The organism is Pseudoalteromonas rhizosphaerae (assembly GCF_902498845.1).
GTDB classification, from domain to species: Bacteria; Pseudomonadota; Gammaproteobacteria; order Enterobacterales; family Alteromonadaceae; genus Pseudoalteromonas; species Pseudoalteromonas rhizosphaerae.
Map to the genome: position 1 here is coordinate 93,067 of NZ_CABVLM010000001.1, position 23,203 is coordinate 116,269.

A 23,203-nucleotide genomic window follows, 5' to 3' on the forward strand; every position below is an offset into this window, starting at 1 on the left:
ATAAAGTGATTCTTAGTTATGGAATGCCAATGAATGCGTTATCTACACGATAAACAGCGCCTTCACCTGTGTCCCAAGTTGGATAAATCATCACCACATCTAATGCACTAACATCTAAACCTGCACCCGCTAAATCAGCAAGGGTAAAGGTATATGTTTGCCATTCACCAATAGTAGGTTCTACACTTTCGACGCTGTCAGTTAATGGAATTTCGACAGCAGAGCTACCGTTATCAGACTCAACTTTGAAATTCCAAACTGAATCAAGATTATTTGGTTTTGAGATCACCTTTAACTCAAACGCTATTACACCGTTTTCTAATATCGAAGTAGCATCGAATGCTTCACCGCTTCCGCCTGCAGCTGTGCGGCTATTAAAGCCCATTACTGTTGCTGTTGCGCCAATAGTAAACTCAGCCGTTAAACCGTGTTCTTCATCATCCATTACTTCAACCGGTTTTGAACCACCACAACAATCCCACATTGGCCAATCTAGGTTTTGTTCATCACTGAAAAGATCGACTTTTGGTAAGTCACCTTCAATAGTTACATTGGTAATTAAGTACTCGGCACCGCCACCTGTTTGCCATGTAGGAAATACCATTAATACATCAATAGCACTTATATCGAGGCCTCTTTCTTGTAGTAAAGAAAGTGGAAACGTATAGGTCTGCCATTGGCCAGTAACAGGTGTTACACCTTCATTACTTTCGCTAAGTGGGACGTCGCCCGTATTAGGGCCGCCATCACCGGCTTCAGCCTTTAATAACCAAGTAGTTGAAGATGTTGGAGGAGTCACTACTTTCATATCAAATGATACACGACCATTTAAATCAAGCAGTAAAGAAGTATCAAATGGAGACGATGACCCTGCAAAGCCATCAGGGAAGTGACCGCCACGGGTTGAAAAACCTAATACTGTACCGTTATTATCGTTGATATTAAATTTAACTACGTCGCCTTTGTCAGCGTCGGTAATGGTTTCTGGTGTGGTTCCGCCACAACAATCCCAAGCGATCCAGTTTGCGTCTAAGCTACCATTAAAAATATCAAGGTTTTTTGCAACACCATCACTTGGTGGAGCAGGTACAGGCGCTTTACCTTCAACAAGTGCATCTTCTAAGTTGTCGTAACCTGGGCGTACTGTCTCACAGCCTTTACCTGTGTCAGTATTAGCTGCACATTGATAAACGCGTACGTAATCAATCTCAAAGCTTTGACCCTCTGCAAATGCTGCAGCGTCAACGCCTAAGTTATTTACGTTTTCCGGCCAATCACCACCAACGGCGTTATTTAAAATAAGGTAAAAGTCTTTATCAAAGGGGGCATTATCCCAATGTGTTGTAAGCTCGCCATTACCTTGTTCAAAGTATTCAGCAAACCAGCCTTTATGTTTTAGGCCAACAGCTTCGTCTTTTGAGTTATAACGAACTTCAGAACGACGTTGTGTGGCATATAAGTAGTCATCTACGTACCAACGAATTTCGCCCTCTTGCCATTCAATAGCGTAAGTATGAAAATCGTCAGCAGGGTTCATCCCCTCTGCAAATGTGTACGCTTTACCAGAGTTCGAGTTGTTAGGCCATTCACGACCATAGTGAAGTGTGCCATGAATATTAGCTTCAACGGTGCCATCTTCAGCAACTGTTTTTAAATTTACCGCTTCTAAAATATCAATTTCGCCAGAGCGCGGCCATGTACCATATACTTCATTAGTTGGCATCATCCAAAAAGCAGGCCAGCTACCTTGCCCTGAAGGCAACTTTGCACGCATTTCAAAACGACCATAAGTAAAATCAGCGTTGTAGCGGGTGTTCAAACGTGCCGATGTATAAGGCTTTTCGGCACCTTCATCGGCCGGTAAAGCAACTAAATTTAATATGCCATCTTTGATAAACGCATTTTGCTCGTTATCGGTGTAACATTGTTTTTCGTTGTTACCACCACCGGCACAACTTAATTCAAAATTCCATTTGTTAGAATCAATACTTGCGCCATCAAATTCGTCACTCCAAACCATTTGCCAATCAGAAACCGGCTTTTGTGGATCGACTTTTGTGAAGTCAGATTTTGTCTCAGCACTTCCACCACAGCCAAATAGCATGGTCATGGATATTGCCGCTACAAGGCGGCTTACTTTGGTTGTTGTCATGTTCATTAGTTGAACCCCAGTATCGACAAAAATTTAAAAGTACTTCGTTGTGGTTGTTATTGTGTCTACGAACGAAGTTGTAAGCGCTTACATTTATCAATGTGCGTGTTGTAAGCGCTTACATAGAGTAAGCTAAGGTTGTAATTTGGTCAACAACAGACTGCTTGTTTTTTTAACTTTAAGTTTACATTACCTGCTTTTTTAGTTTTAAACTGAAAAGTTATTTAATTTTTAAATAACTTCAGAATAGTAATATATTAATGGAGATAGGGTTTTAGTCTAATTATATCAGTGAGTTGTTATTTTTTAGTGCCATCAAAATATTAAAAGTGAATCCACATGCTAATTAACAATATTTTTCTGTTATCGCTAAAAGGTATCTAATAGTAGGCATTTATGTTTATTAATTGGTTTTCAAAGGTCAGCGTTGAGTAATCAAATCAGCTGTTAATAACTTTAACAGCTGAACTGCCTAAATATTACTCTAGTGGCTTTGAGCCTGCTTCTAAGACTTTTAACAATACAGCTTTAAAGCGCTTAAAATCTTCAATATGGGGTAAATGACCTAAATCAGTCAGTTCAAATAGTTGGCTGTGAGGAATTAATGCCGCGGCTGATTTACCTAATTGATCGTAGCGGCCAAGTTCATAATCTACTCCTTGTTTCTTCCAGTTACGGCCAGGTCCTGTTCTGTCTCTTGTACCTATAATTAGTGAAACAGGCATGGTGAAGTTTTTAAACTCGGTGATAACGGGTTGAGTAAAAATCATGTCGTATGTTTTTGCGTTAACCCACGCTACTAGCTCTTTATCTGGGCCTTGAATTTGTCCGGTGATAAAATTCGTCAGAGCAGCAAATTGGTTATTCCATTTTCCGTCATAGTAATTTTTTTGCTGGTATGCTTTTACCCCGGCAGGTGTTTTAGCTAACTCATTTTTATAAAAAAAGTTAGTGTCTTTGTAATCAACATATTGCAGGTAATTTTCAAGGCCAATAGGGTTGAGTAAAATTAATTGTTGGGTTGTTTGTGGATACATAAGCGCAAAGCGACTTGCCAGCATACCGCCCATAGAATGACCCAATACAATTGATTTATTTATATTAAGTTGGCTCATTAAAGCATGGGTGTGACTAGCTAAGGCTGCAAAAGAGAACTGATAATCTCGTGGTTTAGATGATTTTCCAAAACCAATTTGGTCAGGTATCAGCACGCCATAACCGAGTTTTTGTAGCAATAGTGCAGTTTCAGTCCAGTAATGAGCGTTAAAGTTTTTACCGTGCATTAAAGTCACAACGGGCTTACCAGCCTTTGCAGGTAAGTAAATATACGCCATTTTTAACGACAGCCCTTGTGAGTCAAGGTTAAAATAGTTAACGTCAAAATCGTAATTATAGTTGCTTAATAATACGTCATAACTCAGTGGTTGCGGCGTTTGTGCATTTGCAACACCGAAGACAAAACATAAACTTAATAGCCATATTCTATACATAAGATCCCTCAATGATTTAAATTAAATCTTTCAGAACATATCTTTACATACTAAGCGAATAAACTCTAAAATTTAATACTATAAGTTAAGGCTTCCTTTGCTTATTCATCGGTAACCCTTATTGAGTATACGCTTTAATCTGCGTAGGCCACGAATCTGTGTTGGGTGATGAAGTATAAAAGGCACGATTAAATCGTAATAATAAAAAGCCCAGCATTATTGCTGGGCTTTATTTTTATAGCTTTTTATTCTAGAAACTGTAACTCATTGATACCCACAAGCTGCGTGCTTTTTGGGTGGTATTGTAATCAGATGTACATTCGTACTCTTCCTCTGAGGTTGCTAATAAGCAAGTACGGCTTGATAAGTCGTCATCTAACAGATTATTAATACGGGCATTTAATGCTAGGCTATCATTAATTTTATAACTTGCTGCTAAATGATATAAATCATAGGCTTTGTAGTAGAGCTTTTGTGTTTCAGGGCCCTGTGGACCAGACACATTTGCCGTACCACGGTAACGATCGCTGCGGATTTCAGAAATAAGTGAAATACTCAAATCATCCAATGGTTGCCATGCAAGCGTTAAGTTATACATATTTTTAGGTGTATTAACTAAAGGTAGTCCTTCATCACGGCCACTTTTTACTTCACTATCGGTGTAAGTAAAGTTACCACGTAGTGACAACTGTTCAATAATCTGCCAATTAGCAGCAATTTCAACACCACGAGTAGCTGATTTATCTACGTTAGCAGCTTGCGTAAAGGTGGTGCTACCGATGCCTGCCCAACCTGCGCCAATTTCAACACAAGGTTCATCAGCTATGGCCACTTCACAGTTTGGTAAGTTATCTTGGTTAATGATTTTGTCTTTAAAATCATTGTAAAACACCGTTACGTTACCACTAAAACTATCACTGCCATTAAAGTAAGCAGCCATTTCGTAGTTTACACTGGTTTCTGGTTGTAAGTCTGGCGTGCCAACAAAAGGTTTAGTACCTTGGCCACCAAAACCTGTAATACCAGAGAACAATTGGTTTGGCTCTGGGGTTTTATAACCTGTGCTGATACCACCTTTGAAAGTCCATTCATCAGCAGGAGAGTAGGCTAAATAAGCGCGAGGACTAACTTGTGAGCCAAAGATATTATGATGATCATAACGAGCGCCGAAAGTTGCAGTTAGATTTGTGGTAATTTCCCAGTTATCTTCAGCAAATACAGCTGTTTGACGATGATCTTGAGTCGTACCTTCACGGAAGCCATCCCCGTACATACCAAATACACCATCTTCCATTTCGGCATCAAAATATTGTGCGCCTACTACAAAATAGTGGTTATCTATATTTGATTCAAACTTAGTATCAATAATTAAGTTATCAAGTTTTAGTGTACGCATTGGGCGTGGTAAAAAAGTCTCATCAAGTTGAGCGTAAATTGCATCCGTTAGTTCTGGCTTGTCGATGCCTTGATCCTGTACTGCTTGGTCCCAAATGGCCTGCACACCTAAACGCTCTTGTACATTAAGAGGTAATGAGCGACCAAAGTTTTCACTGCTGCTTTGGGTAATGCTGCTGGTAAGCGTACCAACATCGTATCGACCAACATGTGCAAATACAAATTGCTCACGTTCAACACGTTGATATGGAGTATAACCAACGCGTGGCTGTACAATGCCTTTGCTAACACGCCATAAACTGACTGGGCTATCTAACGTACCCGTTTGACCTTCGGTGTTATCGTAACGCTGTTTGGCTATGTCGTACTCAAAGGTAATTTCATTCTGATTATTGATCAGGTAGTTTATTGTTGCGCCGGCATTCCAGTTACGTGCTGCAACGATTTTTTTATCGCCAAAGCTACCATCATCAACCCACATGCTGCCATCTGGAAGTGGTAAACTTTCGCTGTAAGTTGGCTCACTTTCTTGACGGTCATAAAAACTACCACGGATCCCGTAAGTTAATCCCTCAACGCCGCTTGGGCCGGTCAAATATATATCGACTTTATTATCGTTACCGTATTGATCGTCTTGTTGGATATTACTGCTTACCGTGACGCTACCATGGGTGCTATCAAGATTTTTACGAGTGATAATATTGATTACACCACCGATTGCATCAGCGCCATATAAAGTGGACATTGGGCCACGAACGACTTCAATTCGGTCGATAGCCTCAAGTGGCGGCATATACATAAATTGGCTGTTACCAAAGTTGTTTGGGCCTATATTACCTACGTCACTTTGACGGCGGCCATCAATAAGCACTAGAGTATAGCTTGCGGGTAAACCACGCATGGTAATACTAATATTACCGTTTTTATCTTGTCCGGCACCAACATCGATACCTTCGATATCACGAAGCGCATCAGCAAGGCTAGTAAATGGCTTATTTTGTAGATCTTCGCGAGAGACAACCGAGACACTTGCAGGTGCATCTATTAATTTTTGCTCATAACCAGAAGCGGTGACAACCATCACTTCCATATTTTCAGCTGTGTCATCATCAGCAATAAGTGTTGTTGATGTTAATAATGCACTGATCAGTGAGGCCAGATAAAGCGGGCGGGATTTCATTGTACTTCCTTCATGACAAGAATAAAGATTATTAATCTAATAAGCAACCAAGGTAGGTATGATAACAATTATCAGTTGTATGTTCAATTGCGAAATATTTACATTCAATGAATGATTTTCATATTAAATAAAGGTGGGGATGGAGCATGAGCATTAAAAAACCCAGCGTTTGATGCCGGGCTTAGTTAATTTAAGAGTGTTTGCTTAGCCAAGTATTGACCGTGTTAGAGGTGCCTAATAAATGCAAATGGTATAGAGTTGTTGCTATTTAGAGAGCTTTATAAATTAAAGCGGGCACATATAGCAGTTAACTCATCGCATCATTATACTTTTCGGCTAGACTTTCTTTTTGACTTTCGGTTAGCGCTTTACCGGCTAGTTGAAATACTTCATGCTCTTCTTCAGCCAGATGATGATGTACAAGATGATGTAATTTTTTAGCGGTCACAAGCCACACTGGTGAGCTCATATCAGTTTCTTCAAGTTGCTCAATCAATTCATCAAGTTCATGATGCTCTGCAATACTATGACGGGCTTTTTCATGGGTTAAATCATCAAACATCAAAGGATTATAGAAATAACGCTCTTCAAATTTAGCATGTTCTACTAACTCATGTTTTAAATTATCCATAAGAGACTGTCTATTCGGTGACTCCCCCTGGGTTTTTATCAGCGCATCGACAAGCGAACGTTGTTTGTCGTGATCATTACGAAGTGCTTCAAAAATATTCATGGGTTTTCCTTGCTTTACTCATTAATTACAATGAATATTGCAAGACAGAAGCCAACTTTTAAGTTGTTGTAATATATTGATTTAATTTTTTATATTTGAGCTTGTTAAGGTGTTTTCTTGTAAAAATTACCGAGTTAGGTCTTTATATTACATCCATATTCATTGTTATTTAAAAGCAAAAAGGCCAACACGAATGTTGGCCTAAAAGCGTATTTAACACAAAATAATAGGATTATTTATTGGCGTCTTTTACCGCTTTTAACTTGCCTGCATGGTCAATCTCGAATGCTGGCATGTCTTTTTTGCCGTCAATTAAATAGTTATCCATCCAACGCATTAAACGTAAACTGTAATCATATTGCGCGGCTACTTTACGGTTACCATGACCTTCGCCAGGATAGTATACAAGGCGTACATCTTTGCCTTGTACTTTCATATAACGGTACAGTTCCATTGATTGTGCAGGGTGTACGCGAGGATCATCTTTACCATGCATGATCAGTAATGGTGTTTTAGACTGGCCTGCCCAGTAAATAGGGCTGCGCTCTAAATACCACTGCCATTTATCCCATGGGTATGAACGTGCATGCACAAGATTCATTTCGTTAGAAATATCAGTAGTTCCAAATTTAGATAGTTGGTTGGTAACACCTACAAACATCACGCTCGCAGCAAAGTGTTCAGTCAATTTTGTTGCGGCCCATGCTGATGCATAACCACCATAAGAGCCACCCGTAATACCAACACGTTTAGTATCAACTAAGCCCATTTCAACAAGATGCTGTTTAAAGTCAATTAAATCGTCAAACTCTTTACCTGCATAGTCGTTTTGACCAAGCTTTGAATAATCAACGCCTTTACCTGTAGAGCCACGGTAATTTGGGTAAAATACTGCATAACCACGTGCTGCTCCCATTTGACCTGGACGCGAGTAGTTTGTTACCCAACCGTCTTTGTCATGGCTTTCAGGGCCACCGTGCACTGACATGATCAATGGATAGCGCGTGCCTTTTTCATAATCTAATGGGTAGACTAATACGCCATCAATCTCAACACCGTCGCGAGCCTTAAGTGAAATAGTTTCTTGCTTAGCAAAACGTTTGTCATTCAACCAGTTGTTTGAATCCGTTAAACGTTGTGCTTTAGAACCACGAATAATGAATACTTCATTTGGGTGCTTTGCAGTGTTTGCACGTAGCGCTAAGGTTTTATCTGAATCAGAAATACTCAGATTTGATGCAATAAATTGGCCTTCATTAATAATTTTTTTGTATTTATTAGAGCCGGTTTTAATGCTTGCGACAAAACTTTGTGTACCTACATTGGCAATAAAATTAAGCGTGTTGCGTTTATGTGACCATTCAAAATCAACGATATGACCCATGAAATTAGGTAACCAATCACTTACTTCACCTGTTTTTGTGTCAGCTAAAAATAAACGACCAGCGGCTGGATCATGCTTATCTTCGGCACCTAGAATTGCGATGTAACGACCATCATGAGACAGTTCAGCACCGTCTAATTTACCTTCAGTAGCAAACGACATCGTCACTTGATTAGTCGCAATATCAAATAAGTGCCATTGTGATTTAGTGTATTTGTCGTCAATTAGCGCTGTAGGCTGGGTTTTTACTAATAACTTATCGCCTTTTGCGGCCCAGTTTACATCACTTACATAGTTTGCAACGTTAAGCGCTGTTGGTGTAAGAGGTTTATCTGTTTTGGCTAAATCGACAATAAATAGTTGTTTATCTTTTAAGCCTAGCTCGTACACCTCAGCCATAAAGCCTAATTTTTTCAGCTCTTTTTCAGATTTATCAGCCGCTGGCATAGCTAAAATAGCGAGTTGTTTGTTATTCGGGCTTAACTGATAGCTAGAAATTGATGTGTCTTTAAGCGATAGTACTTTTTGCGCTTGACCACCATCCACTGGAATTTGATATAACGCGGTAAACTTGTCGTCTTTAAGTTTTGCTAAAAAGTAGATCGTTTTGCTATCGTTTGACCATTGAATACTCTTGATACTTACAGAGCCGGTAATGAAAGGACGCTCGACACCTTCATCATCGACGACATAGAGTTCGCTATAATTGGCACCATTCTCGTCGACGTATAATTCACGTGGCACTGAGCGGGTAAATGCAACATTGTCACCATTTGGACTAATGCTGGTTTGAATAACTGACTGAATTTTAGGGATATCTTCTACAGTAAGCGATGTGGCTGCAAATGCCAGTGAGCTTGAGAGTCCAAGAGCCAGTGCTAGGCTAGTTTTTATCATGAATTTTCCTTCGCATGTTTTAATTATCGAAGGATTATAACAAGGTGTACCTTAAATGCTAAAATATGCGATTAATACGCACAAGTAGGCGTTTAATGAAGAGATTAAAGTGATAAGGTTTAAGCGCGATAGTGACTACCGCACTTAATTGCTTTATAAACTCTTTTTCGGTGGGAGTGCAACGTTGGCAAAGATTAATCCAGCCACCAATGACATAAATATTAGGAAGGTTTGTTGGCCGATGTGCTCCGCATACACAAAGTCTTGCCCTTCAATTAATGAGTTTAGACCTATGTAAGTTTTGCTACCTGGAACTAATACAATCAAGCCTTGCATGGCAACAATTGAGGCAGGAGCGTTTGCTACGCGGTTAAATAGGTTACTAAATACACCCACCGCAAATGCACCTACAAATGTTCCTAAGGTGTAATCTAAATACATCGCAGAGCCAATACTGCTGCCATAAGCGATAAAGCCAGAGGCGATAGACCATGTAGCATGTTTTAGTTTGGTTCTAAAAATAACGATTAAGCTGCTACAGAGTAAAAAGATTGCCAACCAAGCCGTCCATTTAGGCAAAGGGTCAGGTTGTACGAAATCGGCTTGGCCAAATAGTGCAAAACCAATCGCAATGCCGATGAATGCACCAAAATACAGTTTAAACAACAGCATAAAAGCATCCATCACACGCGCTGTACCAGAAACTAAATGCCGCGCTGCAAGTTCTGCTAGGCCCAGTGCTAATGCAAGCCCGGGTATAAACACAATAATCGCAGACAATACCACTAAACGAATATTAATCCCGACGTCTAAATGCACGCTTACAGCGCAGGCCAAAATAGCCGAGACTATCGCCACTAATGGCTCTAACATATGGCCCACGCGTTTTGAACGCGCTGACCACAGTACAAATAAGTAAACGACAGAGGTAAGTAGCGCTGACCAAAATACGTCATTCCAGCTGGTGCCCATCAGCATTGCAAATGCGCCGCCTGAGGTGGCAAAGGCAACCCCTGTGGTAAAGCGATTATACGGATTTGGCATAATAAAAATGGCGTCGAGTTGAACGTCAACTTCTTGTAGCGTGAGTTCGCCATTGAGCATTTTATTAACCAGATCATCGGTATCGGCTAACGAACCTAAATCGTGATCGCCAGGATCAACACGGGCAACGTGAGTATATTCATCTTCATGGCCATCGGTCCAAATTACAAAAGTAACGGAAGTGGGTGACATGACAAATGAAGATTTAAGATCAAGGTAAGTAGCCACTTCCATTAAGTGAGCTTCGAGTCGATAAGCTGGGGTGCCATACTTATGAAGCATCTTACCCAGTTTAACGATAAATTTGCGCTTTTCTGTGAACGTTGCGGTTTTCAAATTTGTATTGAGCCAAAATTTAAATTATTCAGTTAAAAAATATAGACAATACATCTAAATTTGCCTAGCTAGTTTGGCGGGAATTTTAAACACTAATCACCGCCTGTCTAGTTTTTTTTATTTGTTTTTAGCCTCAATCCACTGCGCCATATATTGAGTGCTACGCATTGTGTGGTGTTTGAGCATTTGGCCTGTAAAATTTGCTTCGCGGTGAGCTTGTAATTTCTCTTTAATCAATTGAATTTTAATGATTAAATTATTAGATAAAAGCTGTTTGTCGTAGTGCGTTTTTAATATCGTATTACCGGCTGTTTGTGCCTGCGTAAATAAACTTTTATTTTGATACAGAGCCACAGCGGCATCGGCAAATTGCTGCGGCTCATTTTCAACCACACCACTCCAAGGTAAATCATGGTGCATGCCCTCACTACCAATTGTCGTTGTAACACTGGGTGTTTGCATGATCATCGCCTCTAACAGCTTTCCTTTAATGCCAGCACCAAAACGCAGTGGTGAGATGCACACACGCGCACTTTCCATTACTTGATAAGCATCAGCGGCCCAGCCTTTAATTAAAAAGCCAGTTTTAGGGTTATTGAGTGCCGTGGCTTTTGGCGGTGGGTAAGAGCCATAAATATGTAACTCAGCCTGCGGTAATTGTTTACGGATCAGCGGCCAAATTTGCTGTAAGTACAACACTGCATCCCAGTTTGGGGCGTGGCGAAAATTACCTATGGTCATAAAGTGTTGGCGTTGCTCAAACGATTTAGTTTGCTCAGGGAGTGAGCTTAAATCGACCATAAAAGGCAGATGATGCAATAAGTTACTGTCGACTTTAAATACATCAGCAAGTAATTGCATTTCAAAACTTGAGATAATTAAACTTAAATCACAGCGTAAAATAGCGGCTATTTCTCGTTTGGCGATGTCAGAGTGTAAATCACTATGGTTAAATGCTCGGTTGCCTTTATGCGCTTCATGGCGGGCATTGCGTAAGCATTGTAAATCTTCAGTATCAAGGATTTTTACTGCGTTAGGGCAATGTTTATCTACTCGCCAGCCAAATTGTTCTTCCATCATAAAACGGTCAAACATGACGATATCAGGGGCGTAGTTGATAACATATTCATCAAAACTTGCACAATTAAGGGCAATAGTTGCGCTGCTGATCCCGTAGTCATCCAGATTAACCATATGCTCGGTTTTCTGAGCGGGACTGGCAAATTCAACCGCCCAATTTTCATTTTTAAACGCTTTTAATAGCGACATCATATGAGTGCCGGCCGCTGATGAATTTGGTTCTGGCCATACATAGCCAATTACTAAGACTTTTTTCATTGACTTGAATCTCTTACTTGCAGATGAACATCGACTAAGGTACGCACCGCAGGAGTGCCTTGATTAAGTAATTCTTGCAGTACTTGGCAAGTATGCTTACCAATATCGTCCGCATTGATGGTGACACTGCTTAACGAGGGAGACATTAAACATGAATCAGCTAAATCATCAAAACCGACTACTTTTATATCCTTACCGGGTATCAAATCATGTTGGCGAATGGCTTCTATGACACCGTATGCAATAACATCATTAAAACAAATAATCGCTTTAGTCGCAGGGTATTGCGCATACAACGTAGCAAAGGCATCGCGCCCGCCTTGACGGTTCGTGGCGGCGGTGATCGTTGGTTTGTGTTGATGGATATTAAACTGCTTTAAGGCACTGTGAAAACCACTTAAACGTTCATGATGATCAGAAATATCATCAGTTCCACCTACAAAAGCAATATCCTCAATACCTTGTTGTAAAATATGGCTAGTGGCTAGATGAGTGCCTTTTTTATTGTCCGGTAATATTGTCGGGGCGGCACAAAAAGCCACTTCGCGCATAATGTGAATGACCGGGAAACCACTATTGATAAGTTCATCAACCCACTGCTGGGTAGTTCCTGGGGCAGGGCACATGATAAATGCGGCAACATTATATTCTTTGAGTGTTTTAACAACTTGTGTTTGGCGCTCCACACTTTCGGCGGTGTTCACTAACATCGGCAGCATGCCAAGGGTATGAATATGGTTTTCAAGTCCTACCGCTATTTGCGCAGAGTAAGGGTTAGTTAAGTCATTAATAACTAACGCCACTAAATTAGAACGGCGACTTCTCAGTGCTGCCGCATCTCTATTATATACATAGCCAAGCTTATCAATGGCATGCAATACTTTTTCTTTGCTTTTATCACTGACTTTGTCACTGTGTGTAAGCACTAACGACACCGTTGACTTAGAAACTTGTGCTTCTCTGGCAACGTCAAAAATAGTTATTTTATCGGTTTTTTTTTTCATTTTAATGTATGCGTCAGCAATTGCTTGAACGAAGGCGCCAGTTTAACGTAGTTTGAGCTAATAAGTCATCTATCGGCGTTATTGAAGCGAGAATCGCAAAAACTTTATGAATGTTGCAAAACATGCTTAGATACAGCTATTAATAATAAAAAATCAAGGATACACCATGAAAGGCATCAGGCTGTTATTAGCGTTAGTGCTGAGCGTAAGTGTTTCAGGCTCGGTACTTGCTGCACAAGGCTATCAAACCCCTTCAAGTGATTTAGCCGCGCTGGTTGATGCTAAATTAGCACCGAGTAGCTACCTATCGGCTGATGGTCAATGGTTAGCGCTGTTTGAGCGTAAACGTGTTGAAACATTAGATGATTTAGCAAAAGAAGAATTGAAATTGGCGGGTATAAAGTTAAACCCGGCAAACTTTTCACGCTCACGTCCTCGCACTAAATTTAGTGCGTTACAAGTTAAACATATTGCGACTGGGGCTGTGATTACCGTTAATAATTTACCTCAAGGGGTGATCCGCTCACCTAAATGGTCAAGTAATAGCGAATATTTAGCGTTTATTGTTGAGCAACCAACTCAGGCGCAATTGTGGGTGTATAACGCCGAAACTAAACAAGCACGTCAGTTGTCAACAGTGGCTCTTAATTCAGTGCTAACAGCTACCCCTTATCAATGGTTACCAGATAGCACGGCAATTGTTGCTAACCAAGCGGTTAACCTTGGCAAGCCAAAATTAGTTAGTGATGCAAATAGCGTTGTGCCGGTTATTCAACAAAGTAGCGGTCAAAAAGCGCCAGCACGGACTTACCAAAATTTATTAACCAGCCCGTTTGATGAGTTGCAGTTTAAGTTTTACGGCCAAGGTCAATTAACTTATATTCCTCTGAGCGGTGTTGCGTTATCGATTGGCAAACCAGCATTATTTAAATCATTTTCGATCTCGCCTGATTCAACCAATATTTTAGTAGCCACTATCGACGAACCATTTTCGTATCAAGTACCCTATAGCCGCTTTGCGACAACGTGGCAGGTGCTTGGCATGCGTGGTTATACGTTAGCGCAATTGTCTAAACAGCCACTGGCCGACAACATTCCACAAGGTTATGACAGTGTGCGAACGGGTCGTCGTGATTTTCAGTGGCGTGATGACCAAGGTGCCGAACTCATTTGGGCGCAGGCGCAAGATGGCGGCGATATGAAAACCGATGTGCCGTATCATGATCATCTATATAGTTTACGCTCACCTTTTAAACGTGAACCAAAACTATTTGCTAAACTAGAACGACGTTTTTCACGTATTGAGTGGGCGAATGAAAACGTTGCGTTTTTAACCGAGTGGCGTTTTAGTGATCGCCAGTTACGTACCTATGTGATCCAACCACGCGATGCGGATAATAACCGCGTATTGTTTTCACAGCGCAGCTATAACGATGCTTATAAAGATCCGGGCGACGCTATTTATGAGCGAAATGATCTCGGTGTAAACGTTATTAAAGTGGTTGGTGGACGTTATATATTTTTGCGCGGTGATGGTGCGTCAGAGCAAGGGAATGTGCCATTTTTAGATCAGTACGACATTAAGACCAATACAACCAAGCGTTTATGGCAATCAAAAGCGCCATATTACGAGCGAGTTCGCGCCATGCTTGATGATGAAGGTGAGCGACTAATTACTATTCGTGAATCTAAGACCGAACAACCTAACTTCTTTATTCGCGATTTAGATGCCGACACTCTGACTCAGCTCACTACCTTTGAGCATCCATACCCGGCGTTTAAAGGGGTGACTAAAGAACTTGTGCGTTACCAACGTGATGACGGTGTTGAACTCTCTGGTACGCTATATTTACCTCCAGGTTACGATAAAACGCAAGGTCCATTACCTGTATTAATGTGGGCATACCCACTGGAATATAAAGATAAAGCAGTTGCATCGCAAGTACGTGAATCGCCGTACGAATTTACCTACATAGGTTATTGGGGGCCAATGCCTTACCTCGCAAAAGGCATTGCTGTATTTGATGATCCGAAGATGCCAATCGTCGGTGTTGATGGTAAAGAGCCAAATGATTTATTTAGAAAGCAGTTAGTTGCAAGTGCCAAAGCTGCGGTAGATGTGCTGGTCGAAAAAGGCATTGCAGATAAAGATAAAATCGCCATTGCAGGCCACTCATATGGCGCCTTTATGGTAGCAAACTTATTAGCTCACAGTGATTTATTCAAAACCGGTATTGCCCGCAGTGGCGCCTATAACAGGACCTTGACACCGTTTGGGTTTCAAGGAGAAGAACGTGATTTTTGGCAAGCACAGGATGTATACGCCAATATGTCACCGTTTTTTCATGCTGAAAAAATTAACGAGCCGATGTTAATGATCCACGGCCAAGAAGACCCGAATTCTGGCACCTTCCCAATGCAAAGCGAGCGTATGTACGCTGCGCTCAAAGGTTTAGGTAAAGAAGCGCGTTTAGTGATGTTACCTTACGAAGCTCACGGCTACCGTGCTCGCAAGAGTTTACTGCATGTGCTTTGGGAGCAAGAGCAATGGCTCGAAAAGTACTTGTTAACTGACGAAGCTCCTGTAAGCGATGCTCAAGCAAATACTGAACCTTCTGTTTCAGAGTAAATTGAAAGCGCGGTTTATGCCGCGCTTGTTAATTTAATTATATGGGGATGAAGACCCACCCTTAATCTCACGGCACCTTCCCGATGCAAAGCGAGCGTATGTACGCTGCGCTCAAAGGTTTAGGTAAAGAAGCGCGTTTAGTGATGCTACCTTACGAAGCCCATGGTTATCGTGCCCGTAAAAGCTTATTACATGTTTTATGGGAACAAGAGCAGTGGCTCGAAAAGTACTTGTTAAGTGACGAAGCTCCTGTAAGCGATGCTCAAGCAAATACTGAACCTTCTGTTTCAGAGTAAATTGAAAGCGCGGTTTATGCCGCACTTGTTAATTTAATTATATGGGGAAGAAGACCTAAAGTATTCCCAGAATTAGCCTTTATATATCAATAAACTAACAGTATTAAAAAATGTGGGAAGCGAGGGAACATTCATGGTGTTTTGTGATCTTATGAATCGTCAAAAACAACAGAGCTAAACACCATGAATGCTTTTACTATTTTGCACAATATGCTCCGCGCTGTCACCCCTAAATCAATTCATAAAGCCAGATTTAATACCTTAGTCGCTGCCGTTAAATCTCTATTGCACTGTCAGCAATGCACCTTGACGTCTATCGGTCGCAATTTGAATTCAAAAACAACTGAAAAACATGATATTAAACGTATTGATCGACTGCTCAGTAACCACGAGCTTTTGCTTGAATCAACAACGGTTTATGTTCACTTAAGCCGTTTTGTGGTCACTGAAAAGCATCCCGTCATTTTGGTTGATTGGAGTCATGCAGATACACAAACCAAATATTGTATTCTGCGTGCCAGCATTGTCAGTGAAGGTCGCTCTTTAACCCTGTATCAGGAAAGTGCATTCAGCTTTCAATATCATTGCCCAAAAGTACAAAAACGGTTCTTGAAGATGCTCAAACTGATCTTGCCGAGTGATTGTCGGCCCGTTATTGTGACGGATGCGGGCTTTAAAGTTCCTTGGCTCAAAGCCGTGCGAAACAATGACTGGCATTATATTAGCCGAGTTCGAGGTACGGCACACTTGAAAACGCAGGGCAGCGATGAGTTTGTTCCATGCCAGTCACTATTCAAGAGCAATCAACGTAAGAGCCAGTATCTTGGCGCGACCGAGTTGACCAAAAGTGCAAAATATCAAACGCATGCAGTGCTGGTTGGTAAGGGGCATAAGTTATTAAAAAGAGATAAAAAACGTGGTTATAAGGAGCCTTGGCTACTCGTTTCTTCACTTCCAAAAAGGCACCACTTTCTCGAAAAAGTGCTCAAATTATATGGCATGAGAATGCAGATAGAAGCCGGATTTCGAGATCAAAAAAGTGTTAGGTTCGGCTTAGGCTCAGATCTGCACAGAACGAACAAACTCTACCGATTAGACATACTTTTACTGCTCGCAACACTGGTGCATTGGTTCTCAATGATGCTGGGTGCAGTGATAGACAAAGCAGGAAAGACAGGATCTTTTCAAGCTAACTCAAGCAAAAGCAGGCGAGTAGTGTCATGGGCATTTGTTGGGCTGCGATACTTCAAAAAACAGTCCATTAAACTGTACCGGCGAGATTATTTGGAAGGGCTAGCCTATTTCGTGCAAGTGGTAGTGAAACTCGATTGGAAAAATATGGATGTGAGTGATGCGATTGAAAATTAAAGATTATTTTTGGGGATCTCTTAGGAGTTTAATGGTGCTAGTGGGGGTTTGGTTAATACTAGGGTAATTAATTGTAGTTATTTAATTAATATAACAACCCTAACTTATATTAGGGCTGTTATAAAACGCTTATTTATCTAGCGCTTTAAGCTCATCAGTTGTTGTTTTTAATTTGAATTCACGGTAAAGCATATCTTCATCATTAGGGCTTAAATTCTTTCCTGACGTTTCGATTAATTTATCAAATAAAGGCTTAGTATTTTCCATAGTTACAAGCGCACATAACTGTTTCTTTCCATCTAAGCGAGCAAAACCAATTTCTTTAGCAATAGCCCCTACTAAGCTTTGCTCAGCTACCTGTTTACTTATTTGCGTAAATGATGAATTAGTCGTCGTTGAGTCTTGCTGTTGGGTTTGTTTGTTTATTAGTGTATCCATTACTTGCGCTTTAGCACTAATTTGAGTTACTAGATCGGCACGTGCATTGGCAATAGCTTGTGCTCTACTTGCAGCCATATTGCCCGTCCATACTACACAGCTAGATGAAGCCAAACCGCCCTCGGGTGCTGTAGGTTGTAAAACCCAGCTTGGAACAGAATCGTTTTCAGCAAGAGGTTGAGACTTTTGTGGTGTTGTACCACATGCTGTAATAACTCCAGCAACTGCCAATATTAAAAGTTTATTTCGCATGATTTACTTCCTTATTGTTAAGGTTCCATTGTTCTAAGTTTTTTTGATATTGAATATCTAATTTACTTACCTTTTGTAAGTACTTTTTTGTTTCGTCGTACGGTAAATTATTTATAAGTTGTGCGTATACACCTTCGCTATCTAATTGGTTTATTAAGGCTACCGCTTTATTTATATTCGTACTTCTATTTAAGTTAAATGCTTTAGCTACGTTACCAGCGCCAGTATTATAAGCTGCAATGGCACAATATCTTCGGCTTATGGGATTATTAATTTTGCGCAAATATCGAGTCGTTAAAATGTCTAAGTACCCAGCACCGTAAGTTATATTAGTTTTTGGGTCGAATAATTCTTTAGCTGTAGGAGCTATATCCTTTTTAAATTGTCTGCGAGCAACATCTAAGCCTGCTGAGTTTGGCACTATTTGCATTAATCCAAATGCTGGAATATGCGATTTTGCATTAGGATCAAATGACGACTCAGCATGTGAAATAGCTAATAGTAAAGATAATTGATCTTTAGAAAACTGGCTATAATAAGTAACAAAAGGCGCTACTTTTTTTTGTAAATAAGTATCGGGTAGAGCGAAAGTATGCGACTTAATGCGTTTGTAGGTAAGGTTTTGCTCTTTTGTTTTTTTTAGCGCATTATTTAAATTACTAATACGTTGTTCTTTTTCTTTGGTAAGCTGCTCTTTTTGGATATCAATTTGTGCTTTAGGTAATTGCTCGTTTTTATCTAAACTACTCAATGATTGCTCGTGTTGAGAAGTAATTTCATTAATTAATGCGACTTCGCTTTCATGTTTGTCTGGCTGTGCTTTTATATCAACTTTTGCTGTTTTTACTGCTTTATCGAGTAAGCTATGGTCTTTAAAAATATCAGTTAAAACCGGCGATAATTTAACATTATTTAACAATTGATTTGTTGTTAATGCTTCTTCTTGAGAAGTCGCTTTTAGTCCTGTTTCATTTGAGCCTTCAAGTGTTTGTACAGTCACGGTCGAATTTTGTTCATCAATAATAATACGTGTTTTTTTATCCGCACTATATTCAACACGTTCTAATAATGAGCTTTGTACAGGTCTTGACCAGTTTTGCAATAATCTATCTCTAAATTTATCGTATTCCTCGAGATATGCTTGTCTGAATGCTTGATATTCCAACTGATGATCGTTTTTAAAAGTGGTTTGTTTTGCAAGTTGCTGTTTTTTAAATTCTTCGAACGTCGGCGTGGTAGCCCCGCTGTAAGCACTAAATAAAGCAAAAAATAATAAAGTGTGACGCATTTTTTATCCTTAAAAATAAGCGTTAAATTCATACGTTGTCAGTAATGAATCAGAGATGTATTCACTAGATAGCTCAGATACTGCATAAAATGTAGCCGCAGTGTTAGCAAGTATCTCGGTTGTTTTAGCTAAGGCTTTTTCGTCATCTTGAGTAAGCATTAACTCATCAAGTTTAAATAAAGCTTTTTGCGTTTCATCAAGTAATGGTGCGTAGTTACTAAAGCCAACGCTAAGGTTCAAAAACATACCTTGAGCATTTAACTGTTTTGACTGCATATAATATTTAATATTATGAGAATCAAAATAAAATTCGTTACTTGATTTTATAACATCGCTTAGACTATTAACTCTGAGCATTTTTTTATTAAAAGGTATTAAGGGTGTAAATTCCGGTACCATAGCTTTATCGTATTTTAAACTATGTACGGCGATGCCGACTATACGAGTATTTTTATTAATAAGTGTGAGTAAATATTTCGTATTTTTGTAATACCTATATTCGTAATCAGTATTCAAAGATGATGTTTTAATTACTTGCGGAATACCAATTTTTTTTTCAGCGTAAGGTAAGTAGTTGCCAATATCTAGCGCAGTAATCTTTTTTTCTTCGATTTGGTTCGTAAAGTGAGTAATGAATCCGTTGTACCCTTCAATTATGAGTGCTTTACTATCGGCCCAATTTCCAAGACCCATTAAAGTAACCATAAGTAAAATAAAGTAACCTTTCAATTTAGCTAACAAAGATTTATTTTCTTCAGTGTTAGCCTCAGGCTCTAAGTTATTTCCTACAGACATTTTCATCCTTAAAATATAGTTTATCAGTGTTAAATATAACTGTTTAAAATATGGCTTAATATAATCGCTAATAAGAATTGATAGCAGTATTTTTTAACTTTACAATGCTATTTATTAAATTAGTTGTGCTGTCTTGATTGGCTAAATGAATTAACTCGGTTTTTGAGCGTTTAGAGTAGCTCAAACCTTTTCCTTCAAAACGTTGTTGCCAAATAGACTTTTTGCTTTGTGTATCTATTTGAAGTTTTAACTGTGTAATTACAAGTTTACTTTGTGCTTTTATTATCGAGTTTTTAACTAAATAGGTCACTTCGCAAGCCGAGTTTGTTAATTTATATCCATGCTGTAAAAGTTGCTCAGTGAGTAACTCTGTAAGTTGAGAGCTATTTTCGCCCGTTACTTTTAAGCAACTATTTTTTGCGCCTAGCATTGCTTGTTGTTGTTTTATTTTTTCTTGTTGGCCTTCTTCAAGATCGGCTTTACTAATTGAAATAGCTGCATATACAGTACAGTTAATAGGGTCTACATAACGATCATATACTTTTGCGCTTTTTAATAGCTGATTGGTTTGAGACTCAATCACCGATTTGTAATCAGAATGGCTTACTGTGCTTGACGAGGTGTTTTTAATTATTTCTTTCACTGAAATATCAGTATTTAGTAATTTTGCGAGCTCTTCACGCGCATTTTTAGCTGACCGACGTTCATCAATTGTTTTTAAACCAGAGCATTGTGAAGAGCCTGAACTAGCTAATTTTTCATCATCAACAATATCTATTCCTACCCACTTAGGCTGGGCATTCTTTGCATAGTATGAGCTGCAACTACAATGTGATGCTGCATTAGTAAGGAAAGGACTTAGCGCTATTGCCGCTAATAGTAGTGAGGATGTTCTAGTAGTCATAGTTTTACCAACAGCAATAAGGCCTAACACAAAAGTGGTAGGCCTTAACTTAAATTACAAACGGTTTGAAGTTGTTGCTAGAGTTAGCTTTGCGTTATCCGATTCACGCTCGACAAGCCGTGTTTGGCCTTCAATAACAAACTTAAGTTCGTCAACGTCTAATGTTAAGTTGCTCGCTTTTTCATAATATGCTTTTGCTAATTCTAAATCATTCGCTCTTTCTGCACACACACCATTGTTGTAGTTTATAGCCAGTGACTCTGAATACTGACTTTGAGCTTTTGCAAAGGTTTTGCAGGCGTGGTCAGGCATGTCTTTTTCTGCAAATTCAACAGCGAGGTCTAATAACTCTTCTGCTTTATCAGTTAAATCTGAATCATCAGATTCCATCAACTTTACATTTTTAGTCACTTGGTGTGGTGCAACATCTTGTTTTAATTCTTCTATTACAGCGGCAAGTGCTCTGCCTCGTAATACAGAGTCAGATGGATGAGGGTCGTCACCTTTACATACTTTACTACTTGATAGGCGTGAATATTGTTTAGTAAAAACAATTTGCCCTGTTTCTACAGATACAGCCTTAGGTTTAAAATTTACTTTCGCAATTTTTTCTGAGCACTTAATGGTTATTTCTCTAGACTTCTCACACTTGTACCATTTATCACCTTTTTGTATACATTCACTGTCTTTTTCGTAGTAAGTAGAGGTATCTACATCAGCAGTGTAGTCAGCAGTGATAAGTGTATCTGCGCCTGTAAGTTTACCTAGGCGGGTTCTGTTTTTTGAGTTACTGATATCACTTTCATTAAACCGTTGTTGTTCTATAATTTTACTAAGAGAAGCTTTATCAACAAAGGTAAAGTAAGGTTGGCCATTCACACGAATATTTGAAAGGTTTGTTTCAATTATACCTGTAGATGCGTTTCTGTTATTTGAAATAACTGCAAGACGCTTCATTTTCTCAGTGCCACTTTCTTTAGCCGCTTTTGTGTATGTAATAGGTAATTCAGCAGTTGTGAAAGAGTTATTTAAACTAGCAATACCTCCATTAATAGTTTCAGTAACTACACAGCCAGAGAGCATTACACTTGATACTAAAGCGATTTTTATTCCCTTTATCATACAATTATTCCTTTATTAAGTTAGTGTTCATTTTCACTTTTTAACACTTGTAACTAGATGGGTCAACCTTATAGCTAAAACTCTCATTAAAACGGTTCTTTTTTCTTATTTTAAAAAAGGTACAAGGGGGGAATACCTTTACAATTTAAAAAGATGCATGAATTTTATAACTATAATCGAATCCATCTTTACCTAATTTCATGTAAGAAAAACGACTAAAGTGGCTGTTATCATTCTTTAACTTATTGGATAAGTTTTTAAGTGGGGTGTACTTTATTTAATTGCATTTTCTACTGGGCAACCACGCTTTCTACATACACCTTCGTTACATAGTTTGCATATTTTACGGGCTTTTATCTGCTCGCTTGTTATGCTGCTAAGCGCTAGTTCTATCAAGCTTAAAAAGCTTTGTTTTTGTTCATCATTAAAGCTATTTAGTATTTTAGAGGTGGCTGTTTCTCGGCTGTTTAGTACTCGTTTAACCCTTTGACTTCCTTTATCAGTTACGTATAAAACAACAGAGCGAGCATCCTTTACCGATTTACGCCTCTTTACAAGCTCTTCTTTTTCAAGCGTATTTATTAATCTAACCGCACCAGAGTGCGTTAAGCCTAAAACCTTGCTCATTTAGGTAAAGAAGCGCGTTTAGTGATGTTACCTTACGAAGCTCATGGTTATCGTGCTCGTAAGGGTTTACTGCATGTGCTTTGGGAGCAAGAGCAATGGCTGGATAAATACTTGTTAACTGACGAAGCTCCTGCAAACGATGCTCAAGCAAATACTGAACCTTCTGTATCAGAGTAAATTGAAAGCGCGGATTATGCTGCGCTTTTTATGCCAAAAAGTGTCCCTCACAATTTTAAGCATTTTATAAATTTTTTCTATTGCGCAGAGTTACAACCTGATATTCAGTACATCACTACAGCTATTAGTTAGAGAGCAACGGCAAGTAAATTCAACGTAGTTAGAGTTGGAAATTACTACCTGCACGTCTGAATTTTGGTTATTTAGAATGAGGTGAATTATAAATTAAATCATGATCTTATAGTTTATTCTCGTTCGCAATGTCATCCCATTGACATGATAATTACATTTAGCTGTCAATATTACGCTTTAGGGTATCGTGATTAATTAAAACTAAAACGATACCAAGGAAAT

General features: G+C 39.4%; 16 protein-coding genes and 2 pseudogenes. 4 read left to right on the forward strand and 14 right to left on the reverse strand.

Annotated elements, in window-relative coordinates; all coding sequences use genetic code 11:
* Nucleotides 1-16 precede the first annotated feature (16 nt).
* From PSR9079_RS00395 to PSR9079_RS00430, 8 genes are all read right to left on the reverse strand, one after another.
* A complete protein-coding gene (locus PSR9079_RS00395; RefSeq protein WP_149980011.1) occupies nt 17-2,158 on the reverse strand; it encodes a glycoside hydrolase family 16 protein in 2,142 nt (713 codons plus the stop codon).
* A gap of 473 nt (nt 2,159-2,631) precedes the next feature.
* The gene (locus tag PSR9079_RS00400) at nt 2,632-3,642 is read right to left on the reverse strand and encodes an alpha/beta fold hydrolase (RefSeq protein WP_149980012.1); all 1,011 of its coding nucleotides are present in this window, start codon (nt 3,640-3,642) and stop codon (nt 2,632-2,634) included.
* A 250-nt stretch (nt 3,643-3,892) separates the two neighbouring features.
* Complete coding sequence (locus PSR9079_RS00405; protein WP_149980013.1) at nt 3,893-6,217, reverse strand: TonB-dependent receptor domain-containing protein; 2,325 nt, start codon at nt 6,215-6,217, stop codon at nt 3,893-3,895.
* Between the two features lie 307 nt (nt 6,218-6,524).
* Nucleotides 6,525-6,950 carry a hemerythrin domain-containing protein gene (locus PSR9079_RS00410; protein WP_149980014.1) on the reverse strand — a complete coding sequence of 142 codons (426 nt, stop codon included), beginning with the start codon at nt 6,948-6,950 and terminating at the stop codon, nt 6,525-6,527.
* A gap of 232 nt (nt 6,951-7,182) precedes the next feature.
* A complete protein-coding gene (locus PSR9079_RS00415) occupies nt 7,183-9,231 on the reverse strand; it encodes an alpha/beta hydrolase family protein (protein ID WP_149980015.1) in 2,049 nt (682 codons plus the stop codon).
* 153 nt (nt 9,232-9,384) lie between these two features.
* Nucleotides 9,385-10,611 (reverse strand): threonine/serine exporter family protein, encoded by a 1,227-nt coding sequence (locus tag PSR9079_RS00420; RefSeq protein WP_149980016.1) that lies wholly within the window; start codon nt 10,609-10,611, stop codon nt 9,385-9,387.
* Between the two features lie 117 nt (nt 10,612-10,728).
* Entirely contained in the window at nt 10,729-11,949 is a 1,221-nt protein-coding gene (locus PSR9079_RS00425) for a glycosyltransferase (RefSeq protein ID WP_149980017.1), read from the reverse strand.
* Complete coding sequence (locus PSR9079_RS00430; RefSeq protein WP_149980018.1) at nt 11,946-12,953, reverse strand: LacI family DNA-binding transcriptional regulator; 1,008 nt, start codon at nt 12,951-12,953, stop codon at nt 11,946-11,948. The genes PSR9079_RS00425 and PSR9079_RS00430 overlap by 4 nt, the downstream gene beginning before the upstream one ends.
* 166 nt (nt 12,954-13,119) lie before the next feature.
* On the opposite strand from PSR9079_RS00430, the gene PSR9079_RS00435 reads away from it, so the two are divergent.
* The 3 genes and pseudogenes from PSR9079_RS00435 to PSR9079_RS00445 all read left to right on the forward strand — a co-directional run bounded on the left by PSR9079_RS00435 (nt 13,120) and on the right by PSR9079_RS00445 (nt 17,246).
* On the forward strand, nt 13,120-15,582 hold the full coding sequence (locus tag PSR9079_RS00435) for a S9 family peptidase (RefSeq protein WP_149980019.1): 2,463 nt from the start codon (nt 13,120-13,122) through the stop codon (nt 15,580-15,582).
* Between the two features lie 71 nt (nt 15,583-15,653).
* Nucleotides 15,654-15,878: pseudogene (locus PSR9079_RS00440) on the forward strand (alpha/beta hydrolase family protein); the annotation flags it as partial.
* 183 nt (nt 15,879-16,061) lie between these two features.
* Complete coding sequence (locus PSR9079_RS00445; RefSeq protein WP_149980020.1) at nt 16,062-17,246, forward strand: IS4 family transposase; 1,185 nt, start codon at nt 16,062-16,064, stop codon at nt 17,244-17,246.
* A 129-nt stretch (nt 17,247-17,375) separates the two neighbouring features.
* Here the strand turns inward: PSR9079_RS00445 and PSR9079_RS00450 are convergent, their stop codons facing one another.
* From PSR9079_RS00450 to PSR9079_RS00475, 6 genes are all read right to left on the reverse strand, one after another.
* Nucleotides 17,376-17,936, reverse strand: a complete 561-nt coding sequence (locus tag PSR9079_RS00450; RefSeq protein ID WP_145234255.1) for an LPP20 family lipoprotein — start codon at nt 17,934-17,936, stop codon at nt 17,376-17,378.
* Nucleotides 17,926-19,224, reverse strand: coding sequence for a transglycosylase SLT domain-containing protein (locus PSR9079_RS00455; RefSeq protein WP_149980021.1), 1,299 nt, complete (start codon nt 19,222-19,224; stop codon nt 17,926-17,928). Before PSR9079_RS00455 ends, PSR9079_RS00450 begins: the two co-directional genes overlap by 11 nt.
* A gap of 9 nt (nt 19,225-19,233) precedes the next feature.
* Nucleotides 19,234-20,019, reverse strand: a complete 786-nt coding sequence (locus tag PSR9079_RS00460) for an ETEC_3214 domain-containing protein (protein ID WP_145234572.1) — start codon at nt 20,017-20,019, stop codon at nt 19,234-19,236.
* Between the two features lie 67 nt (nt 20,020-20,086).
* Nucleotides 20,087-20,923 carry a TonB-dependent receptor gene (locus PSR9079_RS00465; RefSeq protein ID WP_220493323.1) on the reverse strand — a complete coding sequence of 279 codons (837 nt, stop codon included), beginning with the start codon at nt 20,921-20,923 and terminating at the stop codon, nt 20,087-20,089.
* Nucleotides 20,924-20,977: 54 nt separating this feature from the next.
* Nucleotides 20,978-22,045, reverse strand: a complete 1,068-nt coding sequence (locus PSR9079_RS00470; RefSeq protein WP_145234248.1) for a hypothetical protein — start codon at nt 22,043-22,045, stop codon at nt 20,978-20,980.
* 273 nt (nt 22,046-22,318) lie between these two features.
* On the reverse strand, nt 22,319-22,672 hold the full coding sequence (locus tag PSR9079_RS00475) for a MarR family winged helix-turn-helix transcriptional regulator (RefSeq protein ID WP_246175457.1): 354 nt from the start codon (nt 22,670-22,672) through the stop codon (nt 22,319-22,321).
* On the opposite strand from PSR9079_RS00475, the pseudogene PSR9079_RS23610 reads away from it, so the two are divergent.
* A pseudogene (locus PSR9079_RS23610) lies at nt 22,664-22,849 on the forward strand (hypothetical protein); the annotation flags it as partial. The gene PSR9079_RS00475 and the pseudogene PSR9079_RS23610 overlap by 9 nt on opposite strands.
* Nucleotides 22,850-23,203 lie beyond the last annotated feature (354 nt).

Coding starts and splice junctions, on each gene's coding strand:
- PSR9079_RS00395 (WP_149980011.1), bottom strand. CDS start 2,158: ATGAACATGACAACAACCAAAGTAAGCCGCCTTGTAGCGGCAATATCC.
- PSR9079_RS00400 (WP_149980012.1), bottom strand. CDS start 3,642: ATGTATAGAATATGGCTATTAAGTTTATGTTTTGTCTTCGGTGTTGCA.
- PSR9079_RS00405 (WP_149980013.1), bottom strand. CDS start 6,217: ATGAAATCCCGCCCGCTTTATCTGGCCTCACTGATCAGTGCATTATTA.
- PSR9079_RS00410 (WP_149980014.1), bottom strand. CDS start 6,950: ATGAATATTTTTGAAGCACTTCGTAATGATCACGACAAACAACGTTCG.
- PSR9079_RS00415 (WP_149980015.1), bottom strand. CDS start 9,231: ATGATAAAAACTAGCCTAGCACTGGCTCTTGGACTCTCAAGCTCACTG.
- PSR9079_RS00425 (WP_149980017.1), bottom strand. CDS start 11,949: ATGAAAAAAGTCTTAGTAATTGGCTATGTATGGCCAGAACCAAATTCA.
- PSR9079_RS00430 (WP_149980018.1), bottom strand. CDS start 12,953: ATGAAAAAAAAAACCGATAAAATAACTATTTTTGACGTTGCCAGAGAA.
- PSR9079_RS00435 (WP_149980019.1), top strand. CDS start 13,120: ATGAAAGGCATCAGGCTGTTATTAGCGTTAGTGCTGAGCGTAAGTGTT.
- PSR9079_RS00445 (WP_149980020.1), top strand. CDS start 16,062: ATGAATGCTTTTACTATTTTGCACAATATGCTCCGCGCTGTCACCCCT.
- PSR9079_RS00450 (WP_145234255.1), bottom strand. CDS start 17,936: ATGCGAAATAAACTTTTAATATTGGCAGTTGCTGGAGTTATTACAGCA.
- PSR9079_RS00455 (WP_149980021.1), bottom strand. CDS start 19,224: ATGCGTCACACTTTATTATTTTTTGCTTTATTTAGTGCTTACAGCGGG.
- PSR9079_RS00460 (WP_145234572.1), bottom strand. CDS start 20,019: ATGTCTGTAGGAAATAACTTAGAGCCTGAGGCTAACACTGAAGAAAAT.
- PSR9079_RS00465 (WP_220493323.1), bottom strand. CDS start 20,923: ATGACTACTAGAACATCCTCACTACTATTAGCGGCAATAGCGCTAAGT.
- PSR9079_RS00470 (WP_145234248.1), bottom strand. CDS start 22,045: ATGATAAAGGGAATAAAAATCGCTTTAGTATCAAGTGTAATGCTCTCT.
- PSR9079_RS00475 (WP_246175457.1), bottom strand. CDS start 22,672: ATGAGCAAGGTTTTAGGCTTAACGCACTCTGGTGCGGTTAGATTAATA.